14 protein-coding genes and 2 tRNA genes are annotated in these 12,020 nt (G+C 55.4%); 6 read left to right on the forward strand and 10 right to left on the reverse strand.

What is annotated here, in order from left to right; translation table 11 throughout:
- Window positions 1-17 precede the first annotated feature (17 nt).
- Complete coding sequence (rlmI, locus tag AC6I77_RS06460) at window positions 18-1,208, reverse strand: 23S rRNA (cytosine(1962)-C(5))-methyltransferase RlmI (RefSeq protein WP_003850021.1); 1,191 nt, start codon at window positions 1,206-1,208, stop codon at window positions 18-20.
- An 85-nt stretch (window positions 1,209-1,293) separates the two neighbouring features.
- On the opposite strand from rlmI, the gene yccX reads away from it, so the two are divergent.
- Window positions 1,294-1,572, forward strand: a complete 279-nt coding sequence (gene yccX / locus AC6I77_RS06465; protein ID WP_003850019.1) for an acylphosphatase — start codon at window positions 1,294-1,296, stop codon at window positions 1,570-1,572.
- On the opposite strand, the gene tusE is transcribed toward yccX, so the two are convergent.
- Both tusE and yccA read right to left on the reverse strand, forming a co-directional pair.
- Window positions 1,573-1,899: a sulfurtransferase TusE gene (gene tusE, locus AC6I77_RS06470; RefSeq protein WP_003850016.1), complete on the reverse strand. Its 327-nt coding sequence runs from the start codon at window positions 1,897-1,899 to the stop codon at window positions 1,573-1,575.
- Window positions 1,900-2,004: 105 nt separating this feature from the next.
- A complete protein-coding gene (gene yccA, locus AC6I77_RS06475) occupies window positions 2,005-2,658 on the reverse strand; it encodes an FtsH protease modulator YccA (RefSeq protein ID WP_003850014.1) in 654 nt (217 codons plus the stop codon).
- Window positions 2,659-2,893: 235 nt separating this feature from the next.
- On the opposite strand from yccA, the gene AC6I77_RS06480 reads away from it, so the two are divergent.
- The 3 genes from AC6I77_RS06480 to agp all read left to right on the forward strand — a co-directional run bounded on the left by AC6I77_RS06480 (window position 2,894) and on the right by agp (window position 5,063).
- Window positions 2,894-2,981, forward strand: a tRNA-Ser gene (locus tag AC6I77_RS06480).
- Window positions 2,982-3,049: 68 nt separating this feature from the next.
- Window positions 3,050-3,137: transfer RNA gene (locus AC6I77_RS06485), tRNA-Ser, on the forward strand.
- 270 nt (window positions 3,138-3,407) lie between these two features.
- A complete protein-coding gene (gene agp, locus AC6I77_RS06490) occupies window positions 3,408-5,063 on the forward strand; it encodes a bifunctional glucose-1-phosphatase/inositol phosphatase (protein ID WP_438477097.1) in 1,656 nt (551 codons plus the stop codon).
- Between the two features lie 66 nt (window positions 5,064-5,129).
- Here the strand turns inward: agp and AC6I77_RS06495 are convergent, their stop codons facing one another.
- The 3 genes from AC6I77_RS06495 to wrbA are packed head-to-tail and all read right to left on the reverse strand — an operon-like array spanning window position 5,130 to window position 7,407.
- Window positions 5,130-6,503: an NAD-dependent succinate-semialdehyde dehydrogenase gene (locus AC6I77_RS06495; protein ID WP_497816771.1), complete on the reverse strand. Its 1,374-nt coding sequence runs from the start codon at window positions 6,501-6,503 to the stop codon at window positions 5,130-5,132.
- A gap of 54 nt (window positions 6,504-6,557) precedes the next feature.
- On the reverse strand, window positions 6,558-6,788 hold the full coding sequence (locus AC6I77_RS06500; protein WP_003850006.1) for a YccJ family protein: 231 nt from the start codon (window positions 6,786-6,788) through the stop codon (window positions 6,558-6,560).
- A 19-nt stretch (window positions 6,789-6,807) separates the two neighbouring features.
- On the reverse strand, window positions 6,808-7,407 hold the full coding sequence (wrbA, locus tag AC6I77_RS06505) for an NAD(P)H:quinone oxidoreductase (RefSeq protein ID WP_003850004.1): 600 nt from the start codon (window positions 7,405-7,407) through the stop codon (window positions 6,808-6,810).
- Window positions 7,408-7,700: 293 nt separating this feature from the next.
- Here wrbA and AC6I77_RS06510 point away from each other — a divergent pair, with 293 nt between their 5' ends.
- Window positions 7,701-7,874 (forward strand): con-10 family general stress protein, encoded by a 174-nt coding sequence (locus AC6I77_RS06510; protein WP_003850002.1) that lies wholly within the window; start codon window positions 7,701-7,703, stop codon window positions 7,872-7,874.
- Window positions 7,875-7,971: 97 nt separating this feature from the next.
- Window positions 7,972-8,886, forward strand: coding sequence for a DMT family transporter (locus AC6I77_RS06515; RefSeq protein ID WP_008925886.1), 915 nt, complete (start codon window positions 7,972-7,974; stop codon window positions 8,884-8,886).
- Here AC6I77_RS06515 and rutG read toward each other — a convergent pair whose 3' ends face one another.
- The 4 genes from rutG to rutC are packed head-to-tail and all read right to left on the reverse strand — an operon-like array spanning window position 8,887 to window position 12,001.
- Window positions 8,887-10,215: a pyrimidine utilization transport protein G gene (rutG, locus tag AC6I77_RS06520; RefSeq protein ID WP_497816772.1), complete on the reverse strand. Its 1,329-nt coding sequence runs from the start codon at window positions 10,213-10,215 to the stop codon at window positions 8,887-8,889.
- Window positions 10,216-10,261: 46 nt separating this feature from the next.
- A complete protein-coding gene (rutF, locus tag AC6I77_RS06525; protein WP_003849996.1) occupies window positions 10,262-10,777 on the reverse strand; it encodes an NADH-dependent FMN reductase RutF in 516 nt (171 codons plus the stop codon).
- A 19-nt stretch (window positions 10,778-10,796) separates the two neighbouring features.
- Window positions 10,797-11,606, reverse strand: a complete 810-nt coding sequence (gene rutD, locus AC6I77_RS06530; RefSeq protein ID WP_008925889.1) for a pyrimidine utilization protein D — start codon at window positions 11,604-11,606, stop codon at window positions 10,797-10,799.
- Window positions 11,606-12,001 (reverse strand): pyrimidine utilization protein C, encoded by a 396-nt coding sequence (gene rutC / locus AC6I77_RS06535; protein ID WP_003849994.1) that lies wholly within the window; start codon window positions 11,999-12,001, stop codon window positions 11,606-11,608. Before rutC ends, rutD begins: the two co-directional genes overlap by 1 nt.
- Window positions 12,002-12,020: the final 19 nt, after the last annotated feature.

Consider the following 12,020-nt stretch of genomic DNA (forward strand, 5'->3'; position numbering starts at 1 on the left):
GGAGCCCATTTTTCAAGTCACATCACGCGGCAGGCAAAACCTTTCAGATAGAGGCCTTCCGGATAGCTGGCGATGACCGGATGATCCGCTGCCTGACGGAACTGTTCGATAAACTGCACTTCGCGTCCCGCATCCAGCGCGGCATCGGCAATAATCTTCTGGAACAGTTCGGTAGCCATCAGACCGGAGCAGGAGAAGGTCATCAGGACCCCGCCCGGATTCAGTAACTGAATGGCAAGCATATTAATATCTTTATAGCCGCGACAGGCACCCATTAACTGGCTTTTGTTTTCGACGAATTTGGGCGGATCCATAATGATCAGATCAAATTTCTCGCCACTGTCACGATAGCGGCGCAGCAGTTTGAACACATCATCACGCTCAAAACGGGCGCGAGAAAGATCCAGCTCGTTCAGTTCAACGTTCTGACGGGCTACGTCCAGCGCTTCCTGAGAGGTATCCACACTGATGACTTCTTTACACCCACCCATCAGCGCAGAAACAGCGAATCCGCCTGTGTAAGAGAAGCAGTTCAGTACACGTGCATCCTGTGCATAACGACGCGTAGCAAGACGACTGTCACGCTGATCAAGGTAATAGCCCGTTTTATGGCCGCCCTGGATATCAACCAGCAGCTTCATGCCATGTTCTGTGATCGGCAGCAGGGGCGGTGGCAGTTCACCGGTGACGGGGCCTTGTGTCAGCTCCAGACCTTCTTTCTTGCGTACGGCGACGTCAGAACGGTCATAGATGGCGCAGCCAGGGAAACACTGCTGGAGGGCGGTGATAATCGCCGCACGCTGATATTCCGCGCCAGCCGAGAGCAGCTGCATTACTAAAAAGTTGCCAAAACGATCAATAGTGACGCCGGGCAAATTATCAGACTCACCGGCAATCAGGCGATAACTGTCCAGACCATCACGGGCCGCCAGCCATTTACGCCACTGCTGCGCCTGTTCGAAACGGCGGACAAAGAAAGCGATATCGATGGATTCATCGGCCTGCCAGCTCCAGACGCGGGCGCGAATCTGCGACTCGGGTGAATATGCGGCGCGAGCCAGCCATTTGCCGTTGCTGTCACAAACGTCAAGGGTTTCACCCCGTTGTGCTTTACCTTCCAGACGTGCAACGGCACCTGAAAAGACCCATGGATGGCGACGGAGCAGGGACTTTTCACGTCCCTTTGCGAGAATCAATCTGACTGTCATAGTTTGCTATGCTTACCTGAAAAAATGAGGCGCCATTGTCCGGTGGATAACGGGAAATTGCAACGAACAGCAGCAGGAGAGAATAATGTCAGCAGCCTGTTTTAAAGCATGGGTTCATGGCCGCGTCCAGGGCGTCGGGTTTCGTTACAGTACGCAGGCAGAAGCCAGGACGCTGGGCGTGCTGGGCTACGCGCGGAATCTGGATGACGGCAGCGTCGAGGTGCTGGCCTGGGGCGACGCGGAGAAGGTCGAAGCGCTAATCGCCTGGCTTAAAGCGGGCGGGCCCCGCAGTGCGCGCGTTGATAAGGTGCTGGTGGAACCGCACCAGCCCGCAGAGCCACCCCGCGATTTTACAACCGGTTAATCACAGACACTTTGCCGGTTTAGGCAGGCCGGCAATTTTCGTTGCCTGTTTAGCCGGCCCTTCAGGAAACAGGCGGAAGAGGTAGCGGCTGTTGCCTTTCTCTTCCCCGTATTTCTTCGCCATTGCCTTTACCAGCATCCGCACGGCGGGTGAGGTATTAAATTCCAGATAAAACGCGCGCACAAAATGGACCACTTCCCAGTGTGCTTCGGTCATGGTGAGGCCTTCCCGCTCAGCAATGTGTGCCGCCAGCGCTTCACTCCAGTCGTCGGTACTCTTCAGATAGCCTTCGGCATCGACGGCGATTTCGTTACCGTTAAAATTCACGTGATCTCCTCTCTGTAAATGACGGCGCAGTTTAGCAAACCTGGCAGGCAGTAAAAGCAAAAACCCCGCCGAAGCGGGGTTTTACAGGCCGACTGTCATTGCCGGTTAGTTGCTGCGGGCGAAACCCAGCAGGCTAAGCAGGCTGACGAAGATGTTATACAACGAAACATAGAGGCTGACCGTCGCGCGGATGTAGTTGGTTTCGCCACCATGAATGATGTTGCTGGTTTCCCACAAAATTGCACCGGCTGAAAACAGAATAAACAGGGCGCTGATAGCCAGATGCAAGGCAGGCAACTGCAGGAAGATGTTGGCGACCACCGCAACCAGCAGTACCACAAAACCTGCCATCATCATGCCACCCAGGAAGGACATATCACGACGGGTTGTCAGCACGTAGGCAGAACAGCAGAAGAACACCAGCGCCGTACCGCCCAGCGCCAGTGCGATCACGTCGCCCATGCCTGCGGTTAAGAAGGAGCTCAGAATAGGGCCCAGGCAGTATCCCAGGAAGCCGGTAAACGCAAACGCGGCAAGAATACCCATCGGGCTGTTAGCCAGGCGGTAGGTTAAAAACATCAAACCATAGAAGCCGACCAGCATCAGGATCAGGCCCGGCGCAGGCAAGGCAAGCAGGGTGCTGGCGGTAGCTGTAACCGCCGAAAAGGCCAGAGTCAGCCCAAGCAGAAAATAGGTATTGCGCAGAACTCTGTGCGTTGAAAGCAGTGAAGACTGCGATGAGGTGACAATTCTTTCCATGTTGCGCTCCTTTAAGCAGAACACTAATAAGCAGATCGTTAAATATGTGCCGAGAATACGCAGCCCATTAAAGAGGGAAAAGGCGTTTTACCCTTCTTTACGCGCTAATCTGCTAATTGTTTGAGCAGAGTGGTGATTTTGACACCAAAAAATCACAATCTGGCTGTTTTTCAGGCGAATAAACAGATAGATGCTTTACATCCCTAAACGGGGTGTTTATAGTGCGCGTCATTGCGGAGGGGTGGCCGAGCGGCTTAAGGCAGCGGTCTTGAAAACCGCCGATGGGAAACCATCCGAGAGTTCGAATCTCTCCTCCTCCGCCACTTTATCTGCCACGGGCAATATAGCGGTAAAAATCAATAGTTTTGCCGATGCAGTACAGTTTCAAAACGGAGGGGTGGCCGAGCGGCTTAAGGCAGCGGTCTTGAAAACCGCCGATGGGAAACCATCCGAGAGTTCGAATCTCTCCTCCTCCGCCACATTTTACAGGCCAGCACTCCGTGCTGGCCTGTTTCGTTTCTGACGTTCCAGCTTCTTCCTCCAGTCCGAAAAACCACGTCTCTGCTGCTGACGCGCGGCTGCGCATTCATCTGTTCGATGCATCTCTGCTATAGTCCACTCACTGTTTTTGCAAACATCTGGCGCTTTTCCGAGGCGAGCTGAGTTACACTGTTGATTACTTCGCTCTGAGGCGAGCTAATCGGTTGATAGCCAGAGTGTTTCTTTACTGAATAAATGGAATAGGCACAATGATCAAGAAACTGAGTCTTTGCGCATTGTCAGTGCTCGCTGCATTGCCGGTCGGAACGGTAGCATTTGCTGCTGAGGGTGACATGCAGCTGCAACAGGTGCTGATGTTGAGTCGTCACAATCTGCGTGCGCCACTGGCCGATAATGGCAGCGTGCTGGAACAGTCCACCAAAAAAAGCTGGCCGCAGTGGGATGTTCCCGGCGGACAGCTGACCACTAAAGGTGGCGTGCTGGAAGTCTACATGGGTAATTACACCCGTCAGTGGCTGGCACAGCAGGGCCTGGTGAAGAACGGCAGCTGTCCTGACAGTAATAACGTCTTTGTCTACGCTAACAGCCTGCAACGCACCGTTGCGACGGCTCAGTTCTTTGTTAATGGTGCCTTCCCAGGCTGTGACGTCGCGGTCACACACCAGGATGAAATGGGCTCCATGGATCCTATCTTTAATCCGGTCATCACCGATGGCAGCGATGCTTTCAATAAGAAAGCACTGGCCGCGATGACCGCAGCAAATGAAAAACTGTCGCTGAAACCTGCTTTCCAGCGCCTGGAAAAGATTGTCGACTATAAAGCATCGCCTGCCTGCAACAATAAAAAGCAGTGCGATCTCAGCAGCGGCCAGAACACCTTCAGCGCTGAAAACGGTAAAGAGCCAACTGTCAGTGGCCCGCTGAAAGTGGGTAACTCCCTGATGGATGCGTTTACGCTGCAGTATTACGAAGGATTCCCGCTGGATCAGGTTGCATGGGGCCAGATCAAGACGCCTGAACAGTGGAAAGAGCTGTCAGCCATTAAAAATGGTTATCAGGACGCCCTGTTCACCAGCCCGGACGTTTCCCGTGAAGTGGCGGCCCCACTGGTGGATTACATCCGCAGTCAGTTAGTGGATCAGGACAAAGCTAACGCGCCGAAAATCACGCTGATGGTGGGTCATGACTCGAATATCGCCTCGCTGCTGAGCGCGTTGCAGGTCAAACCATATGAGCTGCCTGATACTTACGAAAAAACGCCGATTGGCGGCCAGGTTGTTTTCGAACGCTGGCATGATGCGAAAACGGATAAAGACCTGCTCAAAGTCGAGTATGTCTATCAGACGGCCGATCAGCTGCGCAACGCTGACGTGCTGAGTCTGAAAAACCCACCGAAGCGCGTTACGCTGCAACTGGCGGGTTGTGAGACGGATGCAAACGGCTATTGCAGCTGGGATCAGTTCTCTCAGGCGCTGAATGCTGCGCTGCAGGGCACGCCAATGCAACCTGCGGCGGCACCACAACCGGCAGCACAGTCTGACGACGACAGCGCAAAAGCCGCAGCGACGAATGACGCTGCTGCTGATAAAGCTGAAGCGGATAAAGCGACCGCAGCCAAAGCGAAAGCTGAAGCCGACAAAGCTGCCGCTGAGAAGTCTGAAGCAGATAAAGCGGCTGCTGAGAAAGCAAAAGCGGATAAAGAAGCCGCTGAGAAGGCTAAAGCGGATAAAGCGGCAGCGGAAAAAGCCGCTGCTGAAAAGGCAAAAGCGGATAAAGCCGCTGCTGAGAAAGCGAAGGAAGACAAAGCAGCCTCAGCCAGTGACGCGAAAGCTGACCAGGCTAACGCTGCGAATAAGCCTGCCACAGTGCACAACGACGAATCAAAGTCAGCGGCAACGCAGTAATTGCGCTGTAGCGACCCATAATAAAAAACCCCGTCGAAACGGGGTTTTTTTATGGCTGCAGGGCGATTAACCCGCCACAACGACCAGTTTCTGGTTAGCAAACTCTTTGATACCCAGATCAGAGAGTTCACGGCCATAGCCTGAACGTTTCACACCACCAAAAGGCAGTTCCGCTGAGGTGTCGCTCTGCGAGTTGATAAACACCATCCCGGTTTCAATGGCGGAAGCCAGTTTACGACCGCGAGCCGTATCCCGCGTCCAGACTGAGCCACCCAGACCGTAGTGCGAGTCGTTTGCCAGCGCCACAGCCGCATTATCGTCGCCGACGACATAAACCTGCGCCACAGGACCGAAGAACTCCTGATAATAAGCAGGATTATCCGGGGTGATGCCAGTGAGAATGGTTGGCTGATAGAAGCAACCCGCGCCCTCTGCCGCTTTACCGCCTGTCACCAGTGTTGCGCCATTAGCGACCGCTTCATCGACCTGTTTCACCAGGCGGTCATGTGCATCAGCAGAAGAGAGCGGGCCAAGTGTGGTTTTCTCATCCAGCGGATCGCCCAGCGTTGCAGAACTCAGCGCAGCACTGAACTGGCTGATAAAGCGATCGGCAATTTTCTCATGCAAAATAAAGCGTTTTGCGGCAGTACAAACCTGACCGCAATTGCTGAGACGTGCCTGCACGCCCTGACGCACGGCTTCGTCAAGATCCGCATCATCCAGCACCACAAACACATCATTGCCGCCCAGTTCCAGCGTCGATTTCTTAAGATACTTACCAGCCTGCTCAGCAACGGCGCTTCCTGCGCGCTCTGAACCGGTCAGGGCAACACCCTGCACGCGATCGTCAGCAATCAGATCGGCAACCTGCTCGTTTGATATGAACAGGTTAGTCCAGGCCCCTTCAGGCGCACCCGCTTCACGAACCAGTTTTTCAAACACATCGGCACAATGCGGCACAATATTGGCATGTTTCGCCAGAACAGGGTTGCCCAGCGCCAGGTTAGGTGCCAGTACGCGCATCAGCTGATAGTAAGGGAAGTTCCACGGCTCGACGGCAACTAACACGCCAATCGGGTGATACTCAACCCAGGCCTCGCCCAGCTCGCTGGGATAGGCCTGCGGCTGCAGAATACGTTCGGCATGCTCTGCGTAGTAGCGGGCAATCTGTGAACAGATTTTCACTTCGCCACGACTCTGACCAATCAGCTTACCCATCTCTTTACTGGCGATGGTTGCCAGCTCTTCCGCGCGGCTATCAATCAGGTCAGCCAGTTTTTTCAATACCTGCAGACGTGGCTGAATTTCACCTTTGCTCCATGAAGAGTGGAAAAGACGATCGGCCACGTCCAGCGCATGGCTGACAGCCGATTCATCATGTGAAGGCCAGCTTTTCAGCAATTCATTGTTTGCGGGATTAATGCTTTGATAGGAAGACATAACGTACTCCTTGGTGAGCTAAAAAAGTGAGGGCGGGAAATTCCCGCCCCTGAATCAGACGTTCTTACGTTCTACGGGCTTATCATCCCAGGTCAGGAGATCTTTATCGGTCTTTTCAAAGGCGCGAATGAGCACATCGTCGCTGCCTTGCTGACGCCAGATCTCTTCTGCCAGTCTTTCATCGTAATTCGCCACTTCGAAAATGGCCTCGGCAATTTCAGGGGAGGTATGACGCAAACTTGCCCATTCGCCAACGTGATGTGCTTTCGATTGTTCAGTAGACATACTTTTCTCCTTGATTAAATCAGTCCTGCAGTTTCACAGTCAGTCCGGCAACATGTTCACCCTGAAAACGGGCAATATTGAGTTCCGCCTCTGTAGGCTGACGCGAGCCATCGCCGCCCGCCAGCGTGGTCGCACCATAGGGTGTGCCACCACGAACCTGAGAAATATCAAACAGCTCTTTGGTTCCGTAGCCGATAGGAACGATGACCATGCCGTGATGGGCCAGAGTGGTCCAGACTGACGTAATAGTCTGTTCCTGACCGCCGCCAGTACCGGTTGAGGTAAAGACACTGGCAACCTTGCCAAACAGTGCACCCGATGCCCAGAGACCGCCAGTGCGATCCCAGAACGTCCGCATCTGCCCGGCCATGTTGCCAAAGCGGGTCGGGGTACCGACGATAATTGCGTCATAGTGCGGCAGCATCTCAGGCGAAGCTTCTGCAGCCTGCTGATTGGTTTTGCCGCCCACCTGTGCAAAGCGATCGGCCTCCATTGTTTCTGGTACCCGCAGGATATCCACTTCCGCGCCGGGAACCCGACGAGCGCCTTCTGCAACTGCGTTCGCCATTGTTTCAATATGTCCGTACATCGAGTAGTAGAGCACCAGAATCTTGGCCATAAATCTCTCCAGGTGGTTTTGACGTCCAGAAAAAGTATAGAAGAGCTTTTGTTTTACGCAGGCGATACAGACATCGTGGCGAATGAATCGGGCAATAATCCTGCAGATAATCGGTGATAAACCGGCGTAATGTTCGTTCTTTAAGCAAATTACTGGTGATTACTCTGTTGCGAAATGTGACTGCATGATGAGTTTATGCAGAGTCTGGCTATTATTTAAGCATGGGCTGGTTTCGCACTTCAGCCTTCTGCTTTTGGTTCTTTATTAATCGCACCACGCGAAAGGAGCAAATCATGACAGCACATCGTGGAGGTTCAGGAAATTTTGCTGAAAACCGTGAGCGTGCCGCTGAAGCGGGACGTAAAGGCGGAAAAAACAGCGGCGGTAATTTTAAAAATGATCCGCAGCGCGCAGCACGCGCCGGTGAGAAAGGGGGACGCAGCAGCCCTAAAAAAGCGGACGCATAACCTGGCGTTCACCGCCGGCGCTTACCGGCGGTGAACGTCGTTGCTTTTCCTCCTCGCTCTCACCACAATATCGTCCGGACACATCATCAGGTGAATTATGTCGGACACACCCCGCGGTTTAACCCTGCGCCTGACGCGGCAGGAGCTGGTATTACTTTTTATCACCATGATCTGGGGCGGCACCTTTCTGGTGGTGCATCGGGCGATGCAGCACTCCGGTCCATTCTTCTTTGTTGGCCTGCGTTTTGCCACCGCCGCGCTACTGCTGGCCTTTTTTTTCCGGCGGTATCTGGCGGGCATGACCTGGCTGGAGGTGAAAGCGGGCACGCTGATAGGCCTGTCGATCGCCGGTGGCTATGGCCTGCAGACCTGGGGAATGCAGACCATCTCCAGCAGTCAATCTGCTTTCCTTACCGCACTTTATGTTCCGGTGGTGCCGTTGCTACAGTGGCTGTTTTTACGCCGTCCGCCGGGCATCATGTCATGGCTGGGGATTGTGCTGGCGTTTACCGGATTACTGCTGGTGGCCGGGCCGCAGGATGGCCGTATTAGCCTGAATGCTGGTGAAATAGCGACGCTGCTCAGCACGCTGGCAATTGCCGCCGAGATCATCCTGATCAGTCGTTATGCCGGCAAGGTCGATGTACGCCGCGTGACGTTGATCCAGCTGGCGGTGGCGTCTGTGTCTGCCTTTGTTTTGATGGTCCCCAATGGCGAGACGGTGCCCGCAATATCAACACCACTGCTGCTCAGTGCTCTGGGACTGGGTGCGGCCAGTGCGCTGATTCAGGTCACCATGAACTGGGCGCAACGCAGCGTTTCGCCAACCCGTGCCACGGTAATTTATGCCGGAGAGCCAGTATGGGCTGGGGTAGTAGGACGTATTGCGGGTGAGCGCCTGCCTGCGCTTGCGTTACTGGGTGGGGCGCTGATCGTCTGCGGGGTGATCGTCAGTGAGCTGCGGCTGAAACGAAAAAAAGCGGTGCAGCCTGTAGCCACACCGCTGGAGTAGTTAACCCTGCTGCCGCGCAAGCGGCTTTTCCTGCGATGCCCCACTGCGGCGTCGCAGAATGGCATTCAGGATAATCGCGCCAAACGTGGCGGTACCGATTCCACCAAGTGTGAAAGAGCCGATTTTCAGCGCGAAATCCCCTGCACCAAGAACCAGCGTGGTAGCGACCATAATCAGGTTGCTGTTCTGACCAAAATCAACATGGTTCTGCACCCAGATGCGTGCGCCTGCCACCGCAATCAGTCCGAACACCACAATGGATGCGCCGCCAATTACCGGGGCCGGAATGGTGTGGATCAGCGCACCAAACTTCGGCGAGAAACCGGCGAGGATAGCGATGATGGCCGCCGCAACAAATGCCAGCGTGGAGTAGACTTTAGTCACGGCCATCACGCCAATATTCTCGGCATAGGTCGTCACGCCACTTCCGCCGATCGAACCAGAGAGCATGGTGGCCAGTCCATCCCCGACAAAAGCACGTCCCATGTAAGGATCGAGGTTACGGCCGGTCATGCCCGCCACCGCTTTCAGATGCCCGAGGTTTTCAGCCACCAGAATGATCGCCACCGGCGCAATCAGCACCATCGCCTGCAGATCAAAAGTGGGTGCGGTGGTGTGCGGCAGGCCAAACCAGGCAGCCTGTGACAGCATCGTAAAATCGACCGGTTTGCCCAGTCCGAGACCGTTGGTCAGAATCGCATAGATCGCCCACGCCAGAATCAGGCCGACCAGAATCAGCAGACGCTGAATCATCCCGTGGGTAAACACCGCCACCAGACCGATACAGAGCACGGTCATCACCGCGACCCAGCTGTCGAATGAAGAGGCAGAGACGCTGTGAACCGCGATTGGAGCCAGATTCAGCCCGATCGCCATCACCACCGCGCCTGTCACTACCGGCGGCATCAGGTTTTCGATCCAGCGCGTGCCTGACTTCATTACCACCAGCCCAATCAGCGTGTAAAGAACGCCACAGGCGATGACACCGCCCAGCGCCACGCTGAGATTTGGATTCAGTCCCTGACCACTGAAGCCGGTTACCGCAATCACCACGCCAACAAAGGCGGCGCTTGACCCAAGATAACTGGGTACCCGACCACCGGTAATAAAGAAGAACAGCAGCGTGCCAATACCCGAGACCAGAATCGCCAGATTGGGATCCAGCCCCATCAGCAGCGGCATCAGCACCGTTGCGCCAAACATCGCCACCGCATGCTGTAAACCCAGCACCAGCGTTTGTCCCAGAGGGAGTGTCTCATCCGGGGCGATAATACCGTTTTCTGTTAGTGCCGACTTCTTTTGCCATTGCGGAAACCAGGATCGTGCCATCGTCTACTCCAGAGCGTGATGAATGCCGGTGGGTTACAGGGAAGTGTTAACAGGCATCCTGCCGCATCAGGGGATGATATCCCCGGTCAAACCATGCCAGGCCGTGGGTATCATCGTTACGAACCAGGCCCACGACTTCACAGAACAGCGTGTCATGCGTACCGACGCTGACAATCTGCGTGATACGACAGTCAAAGGAGGCCACTGCGCCGCTCAGTACCGGCGATCCGGTCACGGCCGTTGACCACTCAGCCGCAATGAAACGATCAGCCATTGGCGTTTTTCCGCCGAAAAGATTGGAAAGCGTTTCGTGTCCTGCAGCCAGCGTGTTGACGCAGAGCTGCATGTTTTCGCGGAATACAGAGTAAACCGAGGCAGAGCGATTCAGGCAGACCAGCAGCGTCGGTGGCGAATCAGTGACGCTGCACACAGCAGAAGCGGTAAAGCCTGCGCGGCCAGCCGGTCCTTCAGTGGTAATGATGTTGACCGCAGCACCCAGCCGCGACATCGCATTACGAAACTCAGTTTTCTCAACGGCTGGGGTAAGGGTTTCCAGGCTCATAGTGTTCTCCGCGAAAGGGTTATCCTGCGACGCGCTGCAGCGGCTGCACGTCATCAGTCTGATCCAGCCACTGCAGCAGCAGGGCATTAAATTTTTCAGGGTCGGTGACGCTCATGGCGTGGCCGCCCCAGGCCATCATCTGTTCAGTGGCGTTGGGCAGCGTCGCGGCCAGCTCGGTTGAGCAGCTCCACGGCACCAGCAGATCGTCCTGGCTGGCAATCACCAGCACCGGTTGCGGAATGGCGGCGGCCCGTGCGCTGAAATCGGCGCTCATCAGGGCGTGCAGCCGACGCATCAGGTTTTCCATCCCCTGAAAATGGGTGATGTGATGGCTATCCTCCTGCTCCAGCCGCGTCTGATGCTCTGCCATCCACTCCGCAGGATAGAGAAACAGCGGCTGAGCACGAACAAAAGCCTCGACGCCGACATTGAGCAGCAGATCCTGCCGTACCTGGAAGCAGCGGCGGGTATGCGGATGCAGTGTCAGCCAGCCGTTAATTACCACGATCCTTTCAATCCGATCCGGATAATCCAGCGCCAGCTGCATCCCCACCAGACCGCCCAGCGCGTGACCGATCAGGCTGAAGCGCAGGATGCCGTGCTGCGCCAGCGCCTCGGCCAGCTCTGCGGCCATCATTGCCATGCTGTAACCTTCCGGTAAACTCTCCGCGCTGCGACCGGTCCCGCGCTGGTCATAGAGCACGACCCGATAGCGTGCGGTCAGTGCCGCCAGCTGTGGCTGCCAGAAACCCGCCACCCCGCCCAGACCCGAAGAGAGCACCAGCGTCGGTGCCTCAGGGTTTTGCAGACCCAGAAAATCCAGCTGCATCAGACCTCCGGTTTGCCGATGTGCGCCACGCTGGCGATTTCAATCAGCGCGTCAGGCTTGACCAGTCCGCACTGAATGCAGAAACGTGCCGGTTTTTCACCCGGGAAGTATTCGGCGTAAACCTCATTCACCGCGGCGTAATTCGACCAGTCGGTGATGAAGATCGAGTTAAAAGTCACATCAGCCATGCTGCCACCGGCGGTCTCAATCACCTTTTTAATCGTGTCCAGCACGTGGCGGGTCTGCGCGGCGGCGTCACCCACATGGACGACATTGTTGTCACCATCAAACGGCAACGTACCTGAGACATAGACCACGCCATCCGCCAGCGTGCCGGGGACAAACGGGGCGATAGGTGTGGTGGTGCCTGGCGGAACAATGATACTTTTCGGCATAGTGACGTCCTTTTAGTGG

The organism is Pantoea sp. X-Soil-ISGK-259, from assembly GCF_059730705.1.

Bases quoted from the DNA above. Each gene is read 5' to 3' on its own strand.
- wrbA (WP_003850004.1), bottom strand. From the start codon at position 7,407: ATGGCCAAGATTCTGGTGCTCTACTACTCGATGTACGGACATATTGAA.
- yccA (WP_003850014.1), bottom strand. From the start codon at position 2,658: ATGGAAAGAATTGTCACCTCATCGCAGTCTTCACTGCTTTCAACGCAC.
- AC6I77_RS06495 (WP_497816771.1), bottom strand. From the start codon at position 6,503: ATGTCTTCCTATCAAAGCATTAATCCCGCAAACAATGAATTGCTGAAA.
- rutD (WP_008925889.1), bottom strand. From the start codon at position 11,606: ATGCAGCTGGATTTTCTGGGTCTGCAAAACCCTGAGGCACCGACGCTG.
- rutG (WP_497816772.1), bottom strand. From the start codon at position 10,215: ATGGCACGATCCTGGTTTCCGCAATGGCAAAAGAAGTCGGCACTAACA.
- rutF (WP_003849996.1), bottom strand. From the start codon at position 10,777: ATGAGCCTGGAAACCCTTACCCCAGCCGTTGAGAAAACTGAGTTTCGT.
- AC6I77_RS06510 (WP_003850002.1), top strand. From the start codon at position 7,701: ATGACAGCACATCGTGGAGGTTCAGGAAATTTTGCTGAAAACCGTGAG.
- rutC (WP_003849994.1), bottom strand. From the start codon at position 12,001: ATGCCGAAAAGTATCATTGTTCCGCCAGGCACCACCACACCTATCGCC.
- AC6I77_RS06515 (WP_008925886.1), top strand. From the start codon at position 7,972: ATGTCGGACACACCCCGCGGTTTAACCCTGCGCCTGACGCGGCAGGAG.
- rlmI (WP_003850021.1), bottom strand. From the start codon at position 1,208: ATGACAGTCAGATTGATTCTCGCAAAGGGACGTGAAAAGTCCCTGCTC.
- AC6I77_RS06500 (WP_003850006.1), bottom strand. From the start codon at position 6,788: ATGTCTACTGAACAATCGAAAGCACATCACGTTGGCGAATGGGCAAGT.
- yccX (WP_003850019.1), top strand. From the start codon at position 1,294: ATGTCAGCAGCCTGTTTTAAAGCATGGGTTCATGGCCGCGTCCAGGGC.
- agp (WP_438477097.1), top strand. From the start codon at position 3,408: ATGATCAAGAAACTGAGTCTTTGCGCATTGTCAGTGCTCGCTGCATTG.